A 21,218-nucleotide genomic window follows, 5' to 3' on the forward strand; every position below is an offset into this window, starting at 1 on the left:
AAACAAGCATCTGTGGTATTGCCCCTGAACTCAGGCGAATGCATGGGTTTGGCCCATAGTTTGGCTCTAGTCCATGTCTGGATGAGGGCCTAGCTGGAATACTCCCATCAGGTCACTAACATCAGGTCACTAAACTGACGGATCGTTAACAATAAGCCGTCCCTGGTGATCTAAAAATCAAGCTGAGGTTACGCAACACTGACGGCTTTGCTTTCCGCACAGTCATTCTTGCTTTAAGCCCTATGCCCCCCTATGTGCGCTGTTCTTCAGAACGCTTAATCGAGACCTACAGCCAAGGTCAGCTTCAGTTCGAGGGGTTGAACTTGCGATCGCAGTCTCTCAAAGGTCTAAAGCTACCCTTCATTGAACTGGTGGACTGCAACTTGCAGCAGATTAATTTGATCGATGCCTTTCTGCCAGGGGCCGTTTTCACCCGCAGCAATCTACGGCGGGGGCGGTTAGGCCGAGCCAACCTGATTGGGGCAGACTTCTTTCGAGCTGACCTGTCCGCCGCCAATCTCTGTCGAGCCATGGTGGCTGGGGCTAAGCTGACTGGGGCTAATCTCAGTACAGCCAACCTCTGTGATGCGTCCCTCAGCGGCAGTGACCTGCGGGGGGTCAACCTGCGGCGGGCCAAGTTGCGGGGGGTCAATTTCAAATATGCTGATTTATCTGGCGCTGACATGACCGGGGCGGATCTAGCCGGGGCCGATTTAGGGGGTGCCAACTTGATGGGCACCTTGATGCCGGATGCCTCCTATCTGGACTACAGTTTGGAGTTGCTGATGGCCGGAGGCGAGTGAGGGTTAGTGCAGGGCTACCCCAGGGCCGTCAAACAAGACCAGAGACAACACAAAATCCACCATAAATAGCCCCACCCAGGTCATCACCACCGCTGAAGTGGCCGATTGCCCCACTGAGCGACTACAGGTGGTGGTTAGTCCCCAGGTACAGCCAGCCAGAGCCACCATGGCGCCAAACAGCACCGACTTAATCAGCACCGCAACTAGGTCGTTGAGCATCATCAGCGATCGCACTGACTCTAGAAACTGGTTGGGAGATACTTGGTAAAAATGCAAGGCCACTGCGGCCCCGGCCCCGAGACCTAACACCATGCCCAGCACCGTTAGGGCCGGCAGCATGAGGCAGCAGGCTACCACCCGTGGCACAACCAAATAATCGATCGGGTCAGTACGCAACACCTTCAGGGCATCGATCTGATCAGTCACCTTCATACAGCCAATTTCGGCGGCAAAGGCAGTTCCCACCTGCCCCGCCAGCACAGCGGCTGACAAAATCGGTGCGAGTTCGCGGCAAAAAGCCATGGCAAAGGCACCCCCCAGAGCATGAATTGCCCCAAACCGCTCTAGTTCGCGAGCTGTTTGAATCGTAAAAATCATACCCGCAAAAATATTGATCATCAGGACAGGCACCAGGGCACCAGGGCCAGCACTCACCATTTGATCTAGCACCCGCTGGCGATGGACCCGGCCCCGCAGCAGCCGCATTAACACCTGCCCCCCCAGTAAACAGGCCATAACAACATGAAAGGCTGAGGACCGCTGCCGTAACGCTTTCGACTCTGGCAAATCGACAGGAAACCCAGGGCTTAGGCAGTCTTTTGGATCCATCACAGCAGGCTTTGGGGCTAACCAGGGAGAATTATATTTGGCCTCTGTCATTAGGAAGGGTTCTCAACGCTTAGTTCATAGAGTACCCGGAGAATACTCGATTCATTAATAAGCTAAAACATACCCCTTGGCTTCAAGTGTGGCCGAGATCACTCCCGACCTCCTAGGACAGGGGCCAGATCGTGCTCTGGTCTACCCTTCAAGCGACTGCCTGGCCATCGGGAGGACCCACGCAACACAGGACGTTTTCCCAGGATGGAAGTCAGAATCCAGGAACCAGTGTCCCCCTAAATTCTGACTTCTGGCGCTTGGATTCCTGCCTAACCAGGCTTTTCCAGCTCAAGAGGATACCTGCCGTCAGCCCTCGGCTGGTAACTATACGAAGTTTTTCTAAAGATTTAGCGGCTACCCCTTACGTCGGCAACCGACACCCGGCAACCGATGCTCACCACCAACAGGTCTTTTGGCTCGATCAACCCACAACCAGCACACATGTGGTATAAATGTACTAGTCTCTCTTTATCGTCTTGCTGCCATGGATCTCAACACCATTCAAGACAAGCTAACCCGTCAGGTTGATGCCCTGTCCCATAGCCACCCAGTCATCCAGACTGATTGGCCCCAGCCCCAGTTGCCCAATGTGCCGGGTCGAGGCTCTAGTTCCCTGGCGGAGTTGTCCGCCACCGTTGAAACCCTAAAACGACGATCGGTCCAGTCCTATCAGGCCGTCTCGCAGGTTCCCAGGTCCCAGCAGGAGCAAAACAGTGGAGGACATCCGTCTCTAAGTCCGCAGGTTACCCTGCGGCGGATGGTGGCCATGGTGGACAAAATCAATCACCTGTCCCTAGAGCAAGAACGAGCCATGGCAGAAATTCATGGCCTGCGATCGCAGTTGTTAAAGTCCTCCACCCAATGGGCCGATGCTGGTGAAGCCGAGGCTCAGATTCCCACTCTCCACACCAACAATGCCTTGACCGCCTGCGCCGAACTGGACCCCCAGGGCAATATTCTGCTGTCTTACCGCACGGTATCCCTAGCCCAGGCCGAAGCTGAGGCGCAATATTTAGCCGCTCACCTACGGGGCACCTATGGCCCCCCAACTCCCCGCCGGGGGGCTGCGGCGATGGGTCTAGGGTTTAGCATGCTGTGGCAAGAGCCCCTGGCGTTGCTCAGTCAGGGGTGGAGGATGGTGCGTAGCTGGCTCTACAGTTACCATTCTGCCCCTGCTCCCCAGGCGACTCGCCCCCCGCGACGGGCCACATTTACAGGCCTATCGGCGATAGACGCGCTCCTGTGGGTGGGGGGCGGGGTGATCGGGCGGTTAGCCCTTAATCTAGCTGTCGCCGCCGTACCGGCTTTATGGTCCTTAGCGGTAGTCGCCATTACCGCTGTGACGGCCTATGCGGTTTATCGAGCGACCCTGGCCCGCCATTTAGAATTTGGCCTAGCGTTGAGAGTATTTTTAGCGATCGTCGGTCTGATGATTGGCGGCCAACTGATTTGAACAGGTTTTAGTGTGTCCCAACTCAAAAAACATCCATTTCCAGGACTCGAACCCGGCTCGTTGGGCCGGTCGCGATCAGACTTCGGATCAGGATTTCGGATCAGGATTTAGTTGGCACACTCTTAGCTGATACCTCAGCCAGCTTAATGGCTAGGCAAGCCCACTGACTAGAATTTAGGGTCAATCACCACAGCTAGTTTCTGGCGGCATTCTCAGGGCCTTTGGCCCCAGACCTCCCTTACCACAGATTGTTTTGCCACTGATGTTTATTGACGTTTGAATCAAGGAGCAGGTTCATGGTTTCTACCCCCCATTCGGCAGCCCTCTCCCCAGAGGTGATTAAGCCTTTTCTGGCCGGTGGTCTGCTACTGGCTTTGATTGGTCTGGTGTTCGACTTTCAGGGAGCCCGGCAATGGTGGTCTGCGCCTGGCGTAGCGGCTACACCGTCTTGCGAGGCGATCGTGCGCAGTGATGCACAGCTTAGCCGTGAACAACTGGCGAAGCTACTGACGGTGCCCGAACGAGGCAGCAAAGAAACCATTCGCGAGATTGTGGCAGAACCCTACTGCCGTATGGCCTCTCTACCGGTGCGCTCTGGGGTCACCGCTGAGCGAGAAGCCTATCCCCTGGCGTTTGATCCCAGTACCCAACTGATTATTTTGTATGAAAACGATGAGTATGCTGGCTACCGGTTCCGATTTCAATAAGCGTGTTCCAGCTCCAATTTCCCCAGCCCCCGTCCCCTTCAGCCTGTGTTGCTAACGAATGTTGTCGACGATTAATTATCCCTCCCCCTGGCCCCACTGGATGGGCTTCCTGGGCTGGGTCTGGCCTCTAGTTGTAGGCCTGCTGGTAAGCCTAGGGGGGTGTCGTCATCCGGAGCCGCCGCCTGCCCGGCAAATTGTCCTAGAGCAATCCTGGGAGTTGGAGTCTGGAGACAGGGTGGCTGGGCTGTGGGTCACTGGCAGCCTGGGAGATGTTTCGATTGCCCTGAATGGCGGTCGCCTCAGAGCCCCGTTCTCAGGACGGGTGGAGTTAGCCGCTAAAGGCTATCGCTGTATTTATTTCTCCACCCCAGATGTACCCGCTTACCTATTCCGGTTCTGTGGCGTGACCCAGCCTCAGGCGGGGAGTGTACAAGCCGGACAAGTGATCGGGCGAGGCAGACACATTCACTTTGCCACCCTGAGGCGACAACCCGATGGTGTCTGGGCCATTGTTGAGCCGTCGGATCACGTCTTAAAACAATCTCTCAATCAACCCCTGCCTTGATCGCTGCTTTCCCCCTTGTTGGGTGATATTTATCGTACGTGGACTGCCCCCATGAAATTCTCCCCGACTCTTTTGGCTGTCAGTTGTTTACTCACCATCCTTGGCCCAGCCGTGGCCCGGGCGGACGACGTGGTCCTGAGCTTTGATACCTTCGAGCCGCAGCCGGTAGAAGCGCCGGAGCCCGTTGCGGCGGCCCCACCGCCAATGGTTCTCGATCACCACGGTGAGGCGATTCAACCGCTGCCAATTCCACCTGGTGGGGGCAACCCACCCATGCGCTATCACTCGCCGCAACAATTACCAGCCGGGGTTTACCGACGAGGCGTGGCTGCGGCCCTCAACCAGGAGACCACAGCCGCCGCCCTGCTGCCCCCCGCCCCGCCAGTGCCCAATCACCATCCCTTGGCGGTGGCTACCGCTGCTGTGGAACCAGAACCGGAACCAGAGCAGCAGACGCCAGAGGAACCGGTGGACCAAATTATTCTGAGCTTTGATGTGGCCGATCCTGCCCCAGTCCACATCGCCCAGGCGGAGCCAGAACCAGAGGTTCCCCCAGCCCCAGAAATAGACCCAATCCTCAGCTTATTTGAGCAGGATAGTGATTCGCTAGTGGCGATCGCGGTGGGCAGCGCCGAGGGCACCCGCACCCCGATGGGAACCATCAACCCCGCTTACTATGGCCATACCGATCCGGGCAATCGGGCCTGGAACATGGGTACCTTTTCCTACCAGCATGGGGCCAATTCCCCCGCTGAGGCCGATCGCAAGCAGTTGAATCGGCTCAAGTCCCAGACGGAGGTGCTGAAGCGACGAGCCCTAAGCCATGGCATGAATCTCACCCTAGAAGAAACCCTGAACGGCATTGACCTGGCCAATCAGTCGCCGTTGGCGGCCATTGGCCGGGTCGGCTATATCGAACGATTAGCCGAAGCTAAGGCAAATGGATATGACGGGGCCAAAGCGATTGTGGTGGCCCGCACCCGCTCTTACATTAACCCCAACACCAACCGCTGGAATGCCCCTGGTCTGGGGAACACCGAAGCTAGCATTACCCGTGACCAGCAACGACGGGCAGATGCGGTGGCGGCGGCGATCGCGGCTTACCGACAGCGGCATGGCTACCCCGATCCCCATCGCTGGACCATGGTGCCCGATCCCGATGCCCCGACCATCACCGTAGCTGAGGATCCGGTCGATACCCCAGAGGCTAGCGATATTGTCTTTCAAGTCTGGACAGATGAGGGACAGGCCGACGAGTCTCAGGTGGCCCAGGTGGACGAGTCCCAGACCCTGGAAGACCCGGGCGAGGATATGGGCACTTCCCAGGCACAAACCGACGACCTGACGCCTTTGGCTCAGGAGAGGCCCCCCATGGTCGAGCCAACCAATCGGCCAGTCGCATTTGCCCGGGCTTTGGCCACCGCCATTGTCGGGGATCCCCCCGCCCCTCGGGACCCGGCCCAGGACACCGAACCTGATGCGCCCCTGGTGACAACCGATCCAGTGGAGACTGAAGCAGCGGAGCGTCGGGTAGATGAGGCGACTGTGCCAGAGGAAGCTGCTCAGGTAGCTCCTGAAACCAATCCGGCGATCGCTGACACCAATGCTGACACCAAGACCCAAGATCCCCCCGAAGCCAACAGTGGTCAGGCCGTTGTCGGTAGCCAGCCTCCTGGTGATGCTGCTGCGTCTACCGCCAAGACCGACGCCACACCCGGGGCTCAGCCCGACACGGCGATCTATTTGCCAGGGGTCCAACCGGTCGAAGACAACGCTGAGGCGCTCTCCGCTGAGGCAGAACCTGTGGACGACAATTTGGTTACGGTGCCTGGGTTAACGCTTGAGGACTCCGAGGAAGATGACAGGGTTGAAACTGCGCCTCCGGACCCTAGGGAACTGGCGTCAGCAGATCTAGCCAACTTGGAAGATTCGGAGGAAACCGAGGATTCGGAAGAAGCCGAGTATAACCCCCAACAGGATCCCAGCCGCGATCGCGATACCGACGACGAGCCTGATCCCGAGATAGAGCAACCCACAGAAGACGAACGGTGAGGTTTCGCAGATCAAGCAACCTACAACGCTTAACAGACGACTTTCGTCCGTTCGCTACCGCCCAGTAGTAGCTGGCTTTCCTCACCGACTCCTCTTGGCTATGCTATGGCTTATCCTCTATTTTCCAGCAATTCCTTAATGATGCGGCGGGATATTCGGAAATTTGTCTGTTGCAGTCGAGTGATCACGTCCGCCAGGTCGACAAGCCCTTGACTTGCAGCATCATCTAAAACTCCGAGAGTACCGATGACGGGAATTTCTCGATCGCTAGCTATCCGTCTTCCTAATCGTTCGTCAATAATCAGTAAGTCTGCGGGTAGGGTTTGAGACAGGGTAATAGCAGCTTGCTCTCCTGGATCAAGGGCATTGAGGGTCGCATCAACCTTGGATACGGTTTGAACTGTGAGCCAGGGAGGAGGATTTGCAATCCATTGCTGAAGCACAGCTGGTGCAGAGGGATCAATCATTTCATCTCGAACCGCATCAGGAATGATGATTTGCTGAAACAAGAGAGGAAACAGATCAATCTGGTTAATCAGCAGTAAATAGTTGATCGGTGAAGTATCAGAAACAACGAGCATGAAGCACTACCGTCTCAGTTTGTGCGAAGTTGGCGGAGGGTTTCACGATCGCTCTCTAGATCTGTATCATCATAATGTAAGTCAGCATGGTATTGCTTCAAAAACGCATCTACCGCCCAGCGAGAGGGTAAACCCAGGATTCGACCTACTTCAGCACTGGTTATTTTTTCTGCCTGGTAAGCTTGTACAGCTAGCGCCTCTAAAATCTCACGAGAAAGGTGATCCATATCGAAGTATTGAAGCAACTCTTCAGGCAGATCAAGGGTAACTTGCATATTGCCAACTCCGGTTAAAGACACTGTAAAATAGGGATAATGTTAACCTCATCTATCTATAATTAGACTGATACCAAGTGTAGAACTTCTCTTGTCCTGTAATCTCTGCGTCTTATCGATTAAATTATTATATAGCTAACTTTTGATCCAGCATTCATCATATATTGTATGGCTGCCTATCCCTTAGTTCCCTCTGGCTTCACAAGTGCTTAGGCGTCATGAAAAGCTTTCGAGGATAGTCATCAGGATTGTGCGCCGCTAGCTAACACTAGGATAACCCTCAAATCAATCAACCCCAGAGCGATAAATAAACCAGATTCAAGTCCAGAGCTGGAGTTCTGCCTGTGGGAAAACTCCAGATCCCGAGCTGGACTTGGTATAGTCATCTTCTCCCTTGGTTGAGTTTTAGATTTCACATCCGGTCTTGGCATCTGTGGAGTGTCCATCTAACTGCGCATTGGCTCAAGGCGCTATCCTGCGCCTACCACTTCAGTAGACAGGTTTCTTTTCCACAAGCTAAAGTGGTACTGAGTATGAACTACTGTCCGACCTATGGATTATCAAGCCAACCCCCCAAAATCGATCACCTCTCTAGAAGCAGCCTTTGAGCGCTGTCAGGATTTGGGGATGCGCTTGAGTCGTCAGCGGCGATACATCCTGGAGTTGCTCTGGCAGCACGAAGGCCACCTCTCCGCTCGGGAAATTTACGATCGTCTTAACCAGCAGGGGCGAGACATTGGTCATACTTCGGTTTATCAAAACCTAGATGCCCTCTCCGATAAAGGCATTATTGAGTGTTTGGACCGGGCGGATGGACGCCTCTATGGCCACCTGAGTGATTCCCATAGTCACGTCAATTGCCTTGATACCAACGACATTATTGACATCAACGTGGAGCTACCCGCTGAGTTAATTCGTCAGGTGGAGGCTCGCACCGGGGTAACGATTACCGACTACCGCATTGACTTCTTTGGTACAGCCCGGTCCCGGTCTCAGTCATCAGAGTAGCCTCCACCATCAGCGGCGTGTCGGATCACATTACCCGTCGGCTCACATTAAATGGGTAGAGTAGGGCCGCTGGGGCTGGGCGACCGGTGGAGCCGCCAACCGCACTAGCCGGTCCACCAGGCTTGGGGCCAGCCGTTGGGCCCATAGGGCAGCATGGCCCTGCCAACCGACGACAATTTCGATTTGATTCCGCTGTAACCCCAAGATCAGGGCTTGAGCCACCTGGTTAGGGCTGGCCGGCTTCACCCAGCGGAACCAATCAAACTGGCTCACCATGTCCGTATTGGTTAAGGATGGCAGCAGGGCCACCACCCGCACGTTATAGGGGGCAAGCTCACTGCGTAGAGCTTGGGTGAACCCCACGATCGCGAATTTAGTGGCGGAGTAGGTGGCCATGGTTGGGGCCGCTACTTTGCCCATCAGGCTAGATACATTGACAATACAGCCCTCCCGCCGCACGGCCATGCGCCGCGCCACCAGACGGGTAACCGTGTACAGCCCCACCAGATTAGTAGAAATTTCTGACTGCACCTGGGGTAACTTGGCCTGCAAAAAGGGCGTTTGGTGGGCCACTCCAGCACAGTTGACCAACAGGTGAACAGGCCCATGGCGCTGCCAGGCTTTGGCGATCGCCACATTGACTTGAATCGGATCCGCCAGATCCACTGGCAGCACAATTGCTTCGGCCCCCAACTGTTGCACCTCTGCAGCTACTTCAGCCAACCGCTGGGCATTACGGGCTACCAGCACAATCCGGCGCACCCCCTGGAGAGCCAACCTATGGGCAATAGAACGACCAATGCCCCTTGAAGCACCTGTGACCAAAGCCGTTTTTCCTTGAAAATTAAAACTCATCGTAACTACCTCCTGCTGAAGTGAAACGCAATCGGGTCAGCGTCATTTAGGGGCCATTGCCCAGCAGGTGACTCAACCGCCAGGGCTTGCCTTGGCCGTGAGTTACCTACTGCAGCACCCTGTAGGGCAGGGCGATCGGCAATGGCTCTGTTCTCAGTTGATTGATTTTCAGTTGATTCAGAGTGTTGAGGCCATGGAACCCTGTGGGCTACTGATCAACGATCCATCGACTCAACGGATACTCATTTATCGACAAATATTGACAAACAGTTTCACCAGTTCTACAACCAGACCTGCGACGCTTGGGTGTGCTCTGTCCAGGGGCTTTGGTGTGTCAACGATGATGTAACCCCTGGCTTGGACTGGCATCGGTGAATGCTGCAAAAGATGCCAATACGCTCCACTACTCAATGGAATCGGTCACTGGGTGCGCTTGGATCATGGGTACAGTTCTCCTAGGAAACGACTATTCGAACCAATTGATTACCAAACTTAACACTGGGATCTGGCATCGACAACGATTCTGAACTAAGTCAATGGATTGTAATAATTTCTAACAAATCTCTCAGATGGGTGGGTTCCCAGCCGGTTCATTTCCGAAAGTGAGCCTTGGCCGCTGGCAGAGGCTTCAACCGGTTTGACAGCCCAAACGGGAACATCAGCCGATGAAAACCAACTCTCAGGGATGGTTGATCCTGAGAGCTGGATCTCGACATCGCATCAAGCTTGATTGTGAAGCGAATCATGCCTAGGGAATTAGTAGGGCCAGGCGGTGACCATAAACACAATCAGCGTGATCAAGGCCAGTAGCCCTTGCAGCAGGTTACCTACCAGAGTACCTACCACGATGGCCAGGCCAACCTTGGCAGACTGCTGTGCACGCGGCCATAATGCCAGTTCTCTCCGATGTAAAAATTCGCCAATAAAGGCCCCGACTACGGTACCTACTAATAGTCCCAACAGGGGAATGCCGGTGGGTAGCAACGGCAACAGGCCAAACAAGCCCAGCACCATGCCAATAATCGCCCCAATTTGGCCCCATTTACTGGCGCCCACTCGCTGGGCCCCTAAAATGCCTGCCAGGTAGTCGATCACGAAACCCAAGATCCAGGCCGCGATCGCCACCCCCAGGGCCAGCTTTAAACCGGCAAAGCCGACCGCAAATCCCCAGACCAACACCGCCCCTAACACCAGGGTGATGCCAGGCAGGGCCGGTACCATCGACCCAATCACCCCTAGCACCATCACCAAAACCAAAATCCAGAACAGCAGAGGATGCCATAGGGCGGGCGACTCTAACGCTGGCGTCACTTGGGCAGACAAGCTGCCTAAAGCTGTACCCACCTGATTGGTATAAGTATTGATGGCCGCCATGAACTGGGCGACCCAGTGGCTGATCAGCTGGACGATCGACTGCCATCCTTGGGGTTCCGTCGAGGAGGCCTGCGCCAATTGCAAGACAATTGCCATGATTCCAACTTCTCAGAGGGTAGCGGCAGCCCCATCAGCCTGACTAAACTGGCTTACAGGGTGAGGGACTGAGGCTTATTTTCAATCACATCCGCCAGGTCCTTCAGGAAGGCAGCGGCATCGGCTCCATAGATAATGCGGTGATCGCAGGTAATATTCACCTGCATTTGGCGCTTTACCCCCATCAGACCATCGGCAGTGGCCACCACCGTGGGACGCGAAGCACCAATCGCCAAAATTGACCCTTGCCCTGGCGGCAAAATGGCATCAAAGCGATCGACCCCAAACATACCCAGGTTCGACAGGGTAAAGGTCCCCGAATTGTACTCATCGGGCTGGAGCTGCTTTAGGCGGGAGCGTTCAACCAGGTCCCGCCAGGTGCGAGACAGGGAGTAAATATCTTGTTGATCGGCATTTTTCAGCACTGGGGTAATCAAGCCACCCCCTTCCATGGCCACCGCCACCGCCACATTGATCCCCGAGCGGTATTGAATCCCTTGATCGGTGTAGCCGGCATTGACCAGGGGATGCTTTTGTAGGGTGACAGCCACAGCTTTGGCCAGCAGCCCAGTCATAGTCACCCCTTTGGATTTAATTTGCTTGTACAGGGCATCCAAATTGTCGGTGGTGATGGTGTAGCCCACATGGAAGGTGGGGGTCGCCAGGCTGGCGCTCATGTTGCGGACCACCGACTGCTGCAACGTGTTGAACGGCACCAGCTGCCCCAGGGGAGCGGCACTGGGGGCCGTTGGAGCTGCCGCCGGGGGAGCGGCTGGGGCCACTGGAGCCGCCGCTGGGGTTGGAGCCGCCATCGGACCACTGGGGGTTGGGGTCTTGCCAGCAGCCAACTCCACATCCTGGGCCACGATGCGGCCATGGGGGCCACTGCCCTGTAAGGCGTCCAGGTCCACTTTCAACTCTTTGGCCAGCTTCCGAGCCCGGGGAGAGACAATCATCCGACCACTGCGGTTACCAGACCCATTTTGCGAAGGCGCCCCGGCTGGGGCGCTGGTCGGGGCTGGGGCCGCCGCTGTCGCAGTAGCGGCCGGGGCCGTCGGGGTGGCGTCTGACCCACCCGTTGAACCCGCTTTAGCGGCAGCCTGTTGTTTGGCGGTTTCAATGTCAGCTTCAGTTTCTGCCAGCAGGGCGATCGCCTCGCCCACCGGAGCACTGTCCCCTGCTTCTACCACGATCGCCGCCAGAATCCCCTCATGAAATGACTCCACGTCCATATCAGCCTTATCTGACTCGACAATCACCACGGTTTCACCCTTTTCAACCTTGTCGCCAGGCGCTTTGACCCAGGAGACAATTTTGCCTTCGGTCATGGTTGAACTGAGGGCGGGCATGAAGACTTCGCGAATCATGGGGGAGACTTTCCGAGACGGCGCAATAGGAAGACAGAGCGGCAGAGATGCCAAGGATTTATTCTAGCCCTAAGCGGATGTCATCCCAAACAATATCCTGAACGGGACTCTTACCCAGCGATCGCGATCCAGTAAATTCCCACCAGATTTCTGCCTGTATCGGCCTGACAGGGGGCGATCGCTTTAGTGCTCAGTCAAGCTGACAATGGTGGGCTCTGGCAACTGGAGTTCACGGTTCACGGTAAGCGGTTTAAGGCGAGCCGTAGACCGTGAACCGTAGACCTTGCATCGCAGGCCCCGTTGACCCATCACGTCTGGATTAACAGACCACTAGAGCTCGCCGCGAATTTCCTGGATCACGCCGTCTTTGATCAGAATTTCCACTTGCAGCTTTTTCACCAAATTGTCGCCCACGGCTACGTTAAAGAAGCTTTCCACTTTGCCCTGGTCAACCTCGGCCTCTAAATCTAGCGTCTGCACCTGCTGTAGCTGCTGCAAGTTCTGGTTTTTCTGCTGCAAGAGCTTGCTTTTATCTTGGTTCAGCCGGTTTTGGACATCGCCAATTTGCTGCTGAATGGCCGTGTTCGATGGTTGGGCTTCCCCCTGCTTTTGCAGTTCCACCACCATCCGCTGACCTTGCATTTCCAGCTGCTGCAGGCGACTATCAATCTCGTTGATTTGCGCCTGTAGCTGTTTCTGAGCCTCTTCTTTCCATAGAGGGGTGACGATCGCCTTGATATTGACGACCCGCTTTAGCAGCATAGAGTTATTACTATCCATAAACCTAGGTGTAATCAAAATGGTTACAACAGCCTCTACGACAGGGGCTGAGCCACTGCCGGATACTTAGGAAAAACTTGCTAAAACCTAGGCCATGATTTAGCCCAAGCTTTACACAAACATCGCGTCAATCATATCGCGATACCGTTCCATCACCACAGGACGACGTACTTTTAAGGTTTGGGTCAGTAGGCCGTTTTCCATCGAAAAGGGCTCAACCACAAACCGGAAGGGGCCGATGCGGTCATCGGGGCGGAAGCCAGGCCGGTCTTTCACCTCCCGGGTGAGTTCACTACGAAACAGTTTCTGCACCCGTTCATCTTCTAAGGTGATTGGGGTACAGTCGGCTGGGGCCGGACTATCATCACCTGGCACATCTAGGTACAGACCCTGATTGTTGGCCCACCCTTGTAATGCCTCTAGGTTTGGCACAATTAATGCTCCTAAGGACCGTTGGTCTTGGCCCACCAGCATAATCTGATCGATGTAGGGGCTGCGAATACAGGCATCTTCGATGGGCTGGGGCTCGATATTCTCGCCGTTGGTTAGCACAATCGTGTCTTTGGCCCGCCCCGTCAGCACCAGGTTGCCATCCTGGCTAATCCAGCCTAAGTCGCCAGTGTCAAACCAGCTATCGGCATCAATCGCCTTGGCTGTGGCCTCGGGGTTACGATAGTAGCCCTCCATCACTTGTGGTCCCCGAGCTAGTACTAACCCTTGAGCCCCTTGGGGAAGTTCTTGCCGGGTTTCAGGATCGACGACTTTGATTTCGGTGAAAGGAATGGGCTGCCCGGCCGCACCGCGCAAATTATGCCAGGGCCGACGAGCGGTCAGCACGGGGGCAGTTTCCGTCAGCCCATAGCCCACCAGCAGGGGCACCCCAATAATTTCAAAGAAAATATCAATGTGGCGCGCCAAGGAACCACCGCCGCTGATCAGTTGCTTGACTTGACCACCGGTGGCTTCGCGAACTTTGCCGTAGACCAGCTTTTTGCCCAACTGATGCAAGGGCCACAGCACCAGCGCGACTATCCCAGATCCCAACCGTTGCAGCGGCGAAAGTTGGGGTTCGTCAATTTTCATATTTTGGTAACGCCACAGATGGTTGACGTAGCGCTGGCTAAGGCCAAAGAAGGTGAAAATTAGCTTTTGCTTACCCGGGGACTGCTCCCGAAATTGCCTTTGGGCTCCTTCATAAATCGATTCCCACAGGCGGGGTACCCCAACCATAAACTGGGGCTTGTGGGCTTTGAGATCGGCCTTGATGTGGCGAATACTGGTGTAGATTTGAGTGCAGCCCCGAGAAAATAGGAAATACTCGGCCGTACGCTCGAAACTGTGCCAGGACGGCAAAATACTGACGGCTTTATCCCCTGGTTTAGGCTGCACCACCGCTTCTAGGGTGTTGACCTGGTGCAGCAAGTTGCGGTGGCTGAGCATTACCCCTTTGGGCTTGCCCGTGGTCCCCGAGGTGTAAATCAAGGTGGCCAGGTCCTCGGGCTTGACGTCGACTGGGGTGTAGGGATGACTTTCGCCCAAAGCCATCAACTGGTTAAAGTTGAGCACTTTCAAGTGAGCATCCTCAGGGGGCGTTTCGTCAGACAGTACAATCACCTGTTGGATAGGTAAGGCACCCAGGCGATCGCGGAGCTGCTTGAATAGATCAACTGATTCCACCACCAATAGGGTGCTCTCACTGTGCTCAGCAATGTATAGCAACTCATCCACGTCAGCGGTGCCGCTGCGCACCGCATTCATCCCCCCAGCGGTCATAATCCCCTGGTCTGCAATGAACCAGCGATGGCTGTTGTCGGCAAACAAGGCCACATGGGCCCGATTTTGCACCCCCAGGGCCTGCAACCCACTGGCAAAAGTGCGGATGGCTATCTCCAAGTCTCGATAGGTCAAGGTGGCGGCAGGCTGCCCATGGGCATCTTCCTGGGCCACAATATGGCCGTACTTCTGAGCCACGATCGGCCAGATTTCGTGAATTGTCTGTAAATGCTCGTAGGGACTGTTGGCTTCTAAAAAGGCGCGATCGCGTTGGCGCACCTCTTGCATAGCCTGGCTTAGTTCAGTCATGGCGGCCACCGAGAAGTAAAGAATCGTCCTGCGGCCATGGTACCGCAGCCTAAGTTCAGGCTAGCGCTTATGGTTGTGGTGCTTAACATTGAGCGGGACAGATGTTGGATTGGTTGAGTTGACAAGCCAGAGAAAACCTTGAAAGCTTACATCTAGCACCGTGCTCTGTTTAGATGTCAGTCCATGCAACTCACCCCCCAAGAAAAAGATAAGTTGTTGATTTTTACAGCCGCTCTGCTGGCTGAACGGCGCAAACAGCGAGGTCTAAAGCTAAACCATCCCGAGGCCGTCGCCTACATTTCAGCGGCGATTTTAGAAGGAGCGCGGGATGGTCGCACCGTCGCTGACCTGATGAGTTATGGCACCACCCTACTGAGCCGTGACGAGGTGATGGACGGAGTGGCCGAGATGATCCACGATGTGCAGGTGGAAGCGACCTTCCCCGATGGCACTAAACTGGTAACGGTGCACGAGCCCATTCGTTAGGGTCAATTTGCTAGGGCTAATTGGTTATTAAAGGTGATCATGGCGGCTGACCAACCTGTGGAAGACTTTCCCCTGCAAGGGGCTGATATTGAGGCAGTGCTGGCCGCCTTGGCGGCCCAGTTGGATTTCTATGTCTTTCCGGAGGTGGCGGAAACCATTCAGGCGGATATCCAACAGCGGCTGGATGCCGGGGGCTATGGCGAGATCAAGGGGGGGCAACAGCTGGCCGATACCCTGACGGCCCAATTACAAGAGTTGAGTGGCGATCGCACCCTGCGACTACACTTTAGCCCGATGGTGTTGCCTGACATTGAAGCTGACGCGCCCCCGACCCCGGACGAGATAGCGCGTCAGTGCCAAGCCAGTCGTCGCCGCAACTTTGACGTGAATAAGGTGGAGCGGCTGCCCGGCAACGTTGGCTATATTCAATTGTTTAGCTTTGAACCTTTAGACTTCGCAGCGGATACCCTGGTCGCCGCCATGGCTTTGGTAGCCCACACCGACGGGCTGATCCTGGATCTGCGCTACAACCAGGGAGGCACCCCCGCCACCGTCGCCTTCCTGTGCAGCTACTTGTTTCCGCCCCATCCGCCCATCCATCTCAACGACCTGTACTGGAGCGCCACCGACGAAACCCACCAATGGTGGACCTTGCCCCATGTGCCAGGGCTGCGCTACCTGGATCGCTCCGTATTTGTGCTCACCAGCCCTAACACCGCCTCCGCAGCCGAGGAGTTTGCCTATAACCTGCAAGCCCTGAAACGGGCTACGGTGGTAGGGGAAACCACCCGAGGGGCAGCCAACCCAGGGCGTGGGTTCCGCCTACATGATCATTTCTGGGTGTTTATGCCCACCGGTCAGGCGATTAACCCGGTGACCGGCCGCAATTGGGACGGCACCGGGGTGATGCCCGATGTCAAGGTGCCAACAGAGGTAGCTCTGGATACGGCCCATTTAATCGCATTGACTCAATTATTAGAAGCTGGGGCGACGGGATCAGCCCGGCGGGAGCTGGAGGAAACCCTGCCGCGAGTCGAGCGATCGCTGCAACAAAAGCGTCAAGATTTAATGGCCAATTTAGGAGGTAACGGATGATTCCGGGAGAACTGCTACCCGCTGAGGGCGAGATCGAACTGAATGCTGGGAAAGCGACGGTAACCTTGTCGGTGGCCAATACGGGCGATCGCCCCATCCAGGTGGGCTCCCACTTTCATTTTTTTGAGGTCAACCCCGCCCTGAGTTTTGAGCGCGACCAGGCCAGGGGCCTGCGGCTGGATATTCCGGCGGGTACCGCCGTGCGGTTTGAACCCGGAGACGAACGAGACGTCACCCTGGTAGCCCTGGCGGGGGAACGAAAAGTCTATGGGTTTAATGCTCTGGTCGAGGGTTCCTTGTAGGATTAGGACATTGGTACGATGCTAACTTTCTGCCTGTTGCCGATAAGCAAAGTCAGTGCTTCCGCTGATCTTGGCTAGTACAGGAAGTCAGAAATATAATCACCGTAGCTAAGGGTGTCAGGTGTCGGGTATCAGGTGTCAGGAATGGTGGGCCGACTTATGCCTCAGAGTACTAGGTTCAATCTTAGGAGCCTATGAAACTTGGTGACATTGCCCAACGCCTCTCGATCGACAGCAATAAGCTCACGCGCTATGCGTTAAATTTAGAAGCAGAGCAGGGGCGCGATAAAGCAATTCATTTTCACGAAACCTTAGGTTTTACCAAAGACAATTACCAGTCTCTACTGGCGCAAATTCAAGCTAAGGCTCTGGAGGCTGAGGCCATCCCTAGGCAGTCTGATCAATATGGCCAACGCTATCGCGTCGATATTCCGATAGCAGGCGTAGAACCTCATCAACAAGAAGTCGTTCGGACAGGATGGATTATCAGGCCAGGAGAAGATGTTGCGCGCTTGACCACACTTTATGTACCGAAACGAAAATGATTCACCCTGAATTATTCGATATTGTTGAACTGTTGGTTGACTTGCCAGAATTTAGTCTGCAGGTCGGTGATCGGGGTGCCATCGTCGAGAAACACACTGATACTGCTTACGAAGTTGAGTTCACCAATGCCTATGGTGAAACGCTGGAATGCCTCGCCTTGGACATAAATCAATTTATGGTGGTTTGGCAAAGCAAGACGAAGTCCTGGGTGCCCCTGGCTCAACAAATTGCCACCATGCTGGAAGCGCTTCCTCAGAGCAGACAAGAGCAAGTCCTGAATTTTGCTCGTTCGCTTTACAGGACCCCTGCTTAGTGATCGTTGACTGATAACCCTGAGGTTCACGATTGACGGCCTGGGGCTCACGATCAACCGTAGGCCTTAACCCCTGCACCGTAAACCCTTTGAGCCTGTCGTGCTTAATTTGATAGGCCACTAATTTGAGGGGGCAAGCCTTGTCGGTTTAAGTCAATTCCCTGCCAGGACACCAATGGGATAGGATCGACTACGGTTTGTATCGGTTGTTGCGATCGCCGACGCCTGCGTCCATCAGCATCCCCAGTTATCCTTCTGCCTTTTGCCCTATGACAGCCCCGATTCACCTGACTGAACCGAACCCGCACCAGACGCTGACGCTGGCATTACCCAAGGATGGGGTCACCCTGCAGGGGCGCATTCAGGTCCCCGGAGACAAGTCTATTTCCCACCGATCGCTGATGCTAGGGGCGATCGCCCAGGGGGAAACCCGGATCAAGGGCTTACTGCTGGGGGAAGATCCCCGCAGTACGGCGGCCTGTTTTCGGGCGATGGGGGTGGGGCTGTCCCCCCTGGATGACGACTGGGTGACTGTGCAGGGGGTGGGGCTCGGCCACCTGCAAGAACCGATCGATGTGTTGAATGCTGGCAACTCGGGCACCACCCTGCGGCTGATGCTGGGGCTGTTGGCGGCCCACCCGGGCCAGTTCTTCACCGTCACTGGGGATAGTTCCCTGCGATCGCGCCCCATGGATCGGGTGATTACCCCCCTGACCCAGATGGGGGCCGAAATCTGGGGTCGTCAGGGCAATCGGCTGGCTCCCCTGGCGGTGCGGGGCCGATCCCTGAAACCTATCCATTACCAATCCCCTGTGGCCTCAGCCCAGGTCAAATCCTGCATTTTACTGGCCGGGCTAATGACCGACGGTGCCACCACCGTCACCGAGCCCAGCCGATCCCGGGATCACAGTGAGCGCATGTTGCGGGCCTTTGGGGCGGACCTGACCGTGGACCCTGACAGCTGTAGTGTGACCGTCCATGGCCCGGCCAGTTTGACTGGCCAAACCGTTGTTGTACCGGGGGATATTAGCTCCGCTGCTTTTTGGTTGGTGGCCGGGGCTATTACCCCAGGGGCCGACCTGGTGGTTGAAAATGTTGGGATTAACCCAACCCGCACTGGCATCCTCGAGGCTCTGCAAGCGATGGAAGCCGATATCACCCTGGAAAATCCTCGGCAGGTGACGGGGGAACCCGTGGCTGACTTGCGAGTGCGCCACAGCACCCTCAAAGCAACTCAGATTAGCGGCGATTTAGTTCCCCGCATGATCGACGAGATTCCAGTGCTGGCCATAGCTGCCTTGTTTGCCAAGGGGACCACGGTGATTGCCGATGCCGCCGAACTGCGGGTGAAAGAGTGCGATCGGATTACCACCATGGCTACCCAGCTGAACCGCCTCGGAGCCAAAGTGGAAGAACGCCCCGATGGCCTGGTAATTCAGGGAGAGGCCCAACTTCAGGGGGCTGATGTCGATAGCTATGGTGACCATCGGGTGGCCATGAGCCTGGCCATTGCCGCCCTGCGCACCCAGGGTACCCTGCAGATTCACCGGGCCGAAGCCGCCGCGATTTCCTACCCTGGGTTTATAGGTACCCTGGCCGAGCTGTGCGGTTTGGCATCCTCCAGCTAAACCACATCCAAGTCCAGACCTGGCCTGATGCTGGGGGGCTGACCAATTTTGGATTTTAGATTGGAGATTTTGGATTTTAGAACATCCAAGGCCAGACCTAGCGTTCTGCTGGGGGGCACCTCCAGATCCCGAGCTAGACTGGGCATCGATTGATTTCTGACCGCAATCATCACTTGGGCCGTCCCTTTGGGCACACTTTACCCAGCGGCCAACCGTTCAGGTCCAATGGGTAAAACGCTCAAAACTATGTGGCAACCCCTGCGAAACTTTGTAGATAGTCTATCCACCTACGGTGTCCTCAGTCCCGACCTGGAGGAGCGCTGGCGGGTGAACCAATGGCTGCGATCGCGCCCCTGCCTCAGTGCCGAAGAATGGTTCAGCCGATATTGGCTGCCCCCTGCCGTTGCTGTCCCCTACCCGCAGCCCTTGATCAGCTTTACCTATCAACATCTGCACCACTACTCGGGCCTGGAGATGGGCTGCGTACACCCCAGCGATCGCCTGGTTGAAGACCTCAAATTTCCAGCCGTGTGCTGGTTTGACTGGGGTCTAGCCCTGTGTGACGACTTTTACACCACCTTTGGCCTAGACATTACTGACGACTTCGACGAAACCCAACTGGAGACCTGTGCTGATCTGGTCAGGTTTCTCAAAACTCGGCTCGACCAACGCCACGAAATCGAATACTCTTAGAACGCTGGTTCAGATCCCAGGGTTCTGTCCCTGGATGCCGCAAAAAACGTGGCCAATCAGCCCAAGCACCCTGGGATCTTGACATACTGTACCGATGCTTTAGGCCTTTCCCTTGGTAGGATCGACATACCGTTTATCCCCTTCATGGTTTATGAGCCTGAAAACTCGCATCAGTGACGATATCAAAGCCGCGATGAAGGCGAAGGACAAGTTGCGGCTGGAAACCGTGCGCAGTGTCAAAAAAGTGATTCTCGAAAAAGAATCGGCGGTGCGCCCCAGTGGCCAAGACGAGCTAACCGAAACCCAAGAGTTAGAGATTCTGACCCAGCTGGCCAAGCAGCGTAAGGATGCCATCGAGCAATACCAAAAGGCAGGGCGAGATGACCTAGCGGCCCAGGAGGCTAAGGAGTTAGCGATCATTGAAGAATACCTGCCCCAGCCCCTCACCGATGCCGAGGTGGAAGCGATTATCGACGGGCTAATTGCTAGCACTGGAGCCACCTCCGCCAAAGACATGGGCAAAGTCATGGGGCCAGCGATGCAACAGCTCAAAGGCCGAGCCGATGGAGCTAAGGTTCAGGCCATGGTGAAGAAAAAGCTGAGTTAGGCGGCAGTACCAGCCTTGGGTTTGATTCAGCAGGTTTATTGAGATCGGGGGCTAAATCTGCCGTTCTAAAACCCTGGGGGCATAGGCACTACACCCGTCACAGGGGCCCATCGGGTTAACCGCGCAACGCAGGTAGGCCGATCGCGCATTTAAGTCGCAGGTAATGTCGCCAATCATGAACCCCATGCCATCGACATAGTGCATGTCGTCATCTTGGTGGTCCATGATTTTGAGCAGCCCCTGCCCTAGGGGCGAGGTCATAGCCTGGGGTTCTCCTCGTTTTTCTAGGCGATCGGCACGGACGCTCAGCCAGGCAGAAATAATCGCCGGAGTGAGCCCAACCACAAAAATCAGGAGAATAACAAGCATGAACGTTATAGCAAGGAAAATCGTCTTGATCATCCTACCGTGACCAATCCAGGGACCCAGTGGTCAGGGGGCAATATTGGTACGTAGTGTTGCGTTACTTAGTCTTTCGCAATGTTATGGGTGACGCTGTTATCAGTCATGCCAGCCATCAGCAGGCAGCGGTGTGGCTGCCGCTGCCGCTAATCTGTGGACACCAGCCCAGTGGCGGGCTAGCATAAGCTAGACGAAAAAAAGAATCCCAGGTTCCCCTGGCAAGATAATTGCTGTAATCTAGGTTTTTGCCCCCAGGGGGGATCACATTC

At 55.6% G+C, this 21,218-nt stretch carries 23 protein-coding genes; 14 read left to right on the forward strand and 9 right to left on the reverse strand.

Features of this window, described 5'->3' with window-relative positions:
* Nucleotides 1-242 precede the first annotated feature (242 nt).
* Nucleotides 243-803, forward strand: coding sequence for a pentapeptide repeat-containing protein (locus E1H13_RS10310; RefSeq protein WP_169613329.1), 561 nt, complete (start codon nt 243-245; stop codon nt 801-803).
* A gap of 3 nt (nt 804-806) precedes the next feature.
* Here the strand turns inward: E1H13_RS10310 and E1H13_RS10315 are convergent, their stop codons facing one another.
* A complete protein-coding gene (locus E1H13_RS10315) occupies nt 807-1,631 on the reverse strand; it encodes an MlaE family lipid ABC transporter permease subunit (RefSeq protein ID WP_240966577.1) in 825 nt (274 codons plus the stop codon).
* Between the two features lie 535 nt (nt 1,632-2,166).
* Here E1H13_RS10315 and E1H13_RS10320 point away from each other — a divergent pair.
* The 4 genes from E1H13_RS10320 (at nt 2,167) to E1H13_RS10335 (ending at nt 6,459) form a co-directional block, all read left to right on the forward strand.
* Entirely contained in the window at nt 2,167-3,135 is a 969-nt protein-coding gene (locus E1H13_RS10320) for a sulfite exporter TauE/SafE family protein (RefSeq protein WP_169613330.1), read from the forward strand.
* Nucleotides 3,136-3,431: 296 nt separating this feature from the next.
* Nucleotides 3,432-3,842 (forward strand): hypothetical protein, encoded by a 411-nt coding sequence (locus tag E1H13_RS10325; protein WP_169613331.1) that lies wholly within the window; start codon nt 3,432-3,434, stop codon nt 3,840-3,842.
* Nucleotides 3,843-3,900: 58 nt separating this feature from the next.
* Nucleotides 3,901-4,407, forward strand: a complete 507-nt coding sequence (locus E1H13_RS10330; RefSeq protein WP_240966578.1) for a hypothetical protein — start codon at nt 3,901-3,903, stop codon at nt 4,405-4,407.
* A 51-nt stretch (nt 4,408-4,458) separates the two neighbouring features.
* A complete protein-coding gene (locus E1H13_RS10335; protein ID WP_169613332.1) occupies nt 4,459-6,459 on the forward strand; it encodes a hypothetical protein in 2,001 nt (666 codons plus the stop codon).
* Between the two features lie 110 nt (nt 6,460-6,569).
* Here the strand turns inward: E1H13_RS10335 and E1H13_RS10340 are convergent, their stop codons facing one another.
* Both E1H13_RS10340 and E1H13_RS10345 read right to left on the reverse strand, forming a co-directional pair.
* Nucleotides 6,570-7,040: a DUF3368 domain-containing protein gene (locus E1H13_RS10340; protein WP_169613333.1), complete on the reverse strand. Its 471-nt coding sequence runs from the start codon at nt 7,038-7,040 to the stop codon at nt 6,570-6,572.
* A 14-nt stretch (nt 7,041-7,054) separates the two neighbouring features.
* Nucleotides 7,055-7,315 carry a UPF0175 family protein gene (locus tag E1H13_RS10345; RefSeq protein ID WP_169613334.1) on the reverse strand — a complete coding sequence of 87 codons (261 nt, stop codon included), beginning with the start codon at nt 7,313-7,315 and terminating at the stop codon, nt 7,055-7,057.
* Nucleotides 7,316-7,867: 552 nt separating this feature from the next.
* Here E1H13_RS10345 and E1H13_RS10350 point away from each other — a divergent pair.
* A complete protein-coding gene (locus tag E1H13_RS10350; protein WP_169613335.1) occupies nt 7,868-8,323 on the forward strand; it encodes a Fur family transcriptional regulator in 456 nt (151 codons plus the stop codon).
* A 42-nt stretch (nt 8,324-8,365) separates the two neighbouring features.
* Here E1H13_RS10350 and E1H13_RS10355 read toward each other — a convergent pair whose 3' ends face one another.
* From E1H13_RS10355 to E1H13_RS10375, 5 genes are all read right to left on the reverse strand, one after another.
* Nucleotides 8,366-9,178: an SDR family NAD(P)-dependent oxidoreductase gene (locus tag E1H13_RS10355; protein WP_169613336.1), complete on the reverse strand. Its 813-nt coding sequence runs from the start codon at nt 9,176-9,178 to the stop codon at nt 8,366-8,368.
* A 756-nt stretch (nt 9,179-9,934) separates the two neighbouring features.
* The gene (locus E1H13_RS10360) at nt 9,935-10,648 is read right to left on the reverse strand and encodes a DUF456 family protein (protein ID WP_240966579.1); all 714 of its coding nucleotides are present in this window, start codon (nt 10,646-10,648) and stop codon (nt 9,935-9,937) included.
* Nucleotides 10,649-10,701: 53 nt separating this feature from the next.
* Nucleotides 10,702-12,015 (reverse strand): dihydrolipoamide acetyltransferase family protein, encoded by a 1,314-nt coding sequence (locus E1H13_RS10365; RefSeq protein ID WP_169613337.1) that lies wholly within the window; start codon nt 12,013-12,015, stop codon nt 10,702-10,704.
* Nucleotides 12,016-12,345: 330 nt separating this feature from the next.
* Nucleotides 12,346-12,795, reverse strand: a complete 450-nt coding sequence (locus tag E1H13_RS10370; protein WP_169613338.1) for a YlqD family protein — start codon at nt 12,793-12,795, stop codon at nt 12,346-12,348.
* A gap of 111 nt (nt 12,796-12,906) precedes the next feature.
* Nucleotides 12,907-14,877 carry an AMP-binding protein gene (locus E1H13_RS10375; RefSeq protein ID WP_240966580.1) on the reverse strand — a complete coding sequence of 657 codons (1,971 nt, stop codon included), beginning with the start codon at nt 14,875-14,877 and terminating at the stop codon, nt 12,907-12,909.
* 183 nt (nt 14,878-15,060) lie between these two features.
* Here E1H13_RS10375 and ureA point away from each other — a divergent pair, with 183 nt between their 5' ends.
* The 8 genes from ureA to E1H13_RS10415 all read left to right on the forward strand — a co-directional run bounded on the left by ureA (nt 15,061) and on the right by E1H13_RS10415 (nt 20,547).
* Nucleotides 15,061-15,363, forward strand: coding sequence for an urease subunit gamma (gene ureA / locus E1H13_RS10380; RefSeq protein WP_169613339.1), 303 nt, complete (start codon nt 15,061-15,063; stop codon nt 15,361-15,363).
* 39 nt (nt 15,364-15,402) lie between these two features.
* Nucleotides 15,403-16,458 carry a S41 family peptidase gene (locus E1H13_RS10385; RefSeq protein ID WP_169613340.1) on the forward strand — a complete coding sequence of 352 codons (1,056 nt, stop codon included), beginning with the start codon at nt 15,403-15,405 and terminating at the stop codon, nt 16,456-16,458.
* The gene (locus E1H13_RS10390; RefSeq protein ID WP_169613341.1) at nt 16,455-16,760 is read left to right on the forward strand and encodes an urease subunit beta; all 306 of its coding nucleotides are present in this window, start codon (nt 16,455-16,457) and stop codon (nt 16,758-16,760) included. The genes E1H13_RS10385 and E1H13_RS10390 overlap by 4 nt, the downstream gene beginning before the upstream one ends.
* 194 nt (nt 16,761-16,954) lie before the next feature.
* Entirely contained in the window at nt 16,955-17,305 is a 351-nt protein-coding gene (locus E1H13_RS10395; RefSeq protein ID WP_169613342.1) for a DUF6883 domain-containing protein, read from the forward strand.
* Entirely contained in the window at nt 17,302-17,619 is a 318-nt protein-coding gene (locus E1H13_RS10400; RefSeq protein ID WP_169613343.1) for a DUF4926 domain-containing protein, read from the forward strand. The genes E1H13_RS10395 and E1H13_RS10400 overlap by 4 nt, the downstream gene beginning before the upstream one ends.
* A gap of 269 nt (nt 17,620-17,888) precedes the next feature.
* The gene (aroA, locus tag E1H13_RS10405; protein WP_169613344.1) at nt 17,889-19,247 is read left to right on the forward strand and encodes a 3-phosphoshikimate 1-carboxyvinyltransferase; all 1,359 of its coding nucleotides are present in this window, start codon (nt 17,889-17,891) and stop codon (nt 19,245-19,247) included.
* Nucleotides 19,248-19,493: 246 nt separating this feature from the next.
* The gene (locus tag E1H13_RS10410; protein ID WP_206070313.1) at nt 19,494-19,940 is read left to right on the forward strand and encodes a hypothetical protein; all 447 of its coding nucleotides are present in this window, start codon (nt 19,494-19,496) and stop codon (nt 19,938-19,940) included.
* 151 nt (nt 19,941-20,091) lie between these two features.
* On the forward strand, nt 20,092-20,547 hold the full coding sequence (locus E1H13_RS10415; protein ID WP_169613346.1) for a GatB/YqeY domain-containing protein: 456 nt from the start codon (nt 20,092-20,094) through the stop codon (nt 20,545-20,547).
* Between the two features lie 51 nt (nt 20,548-20,598).
* Here E1H13_RS10415 and E1H13_RS10420 read toward each other — a convergent pair whose 3' ends face one another.
* The gene (locus tag E1H13_RS10420) at nt 20,599-20,916 is read right to left on the reverse strand and encodes a DUF6464 family protein (RefSeq protein WP_169613347.1); all 318 of its coding nucleotides are present in this window, start codon (nt 20,914-20,916) and stop codon (nt 20,599-20,601) included.
* Between the last annotated feature and the right edge of the window lie 302 nt (nt 20,917-21,218).

The organism is Nodosilinea sp. P-1105 (genome assembly GCF_012911975.1).
In the GTDB taxonomy this organism is placed as follows: Bacteria; Cyanobacteriota; Cyanobacteriia; order Phormidesmidales; family Phormidesmidaceae; genus Nodosilinea.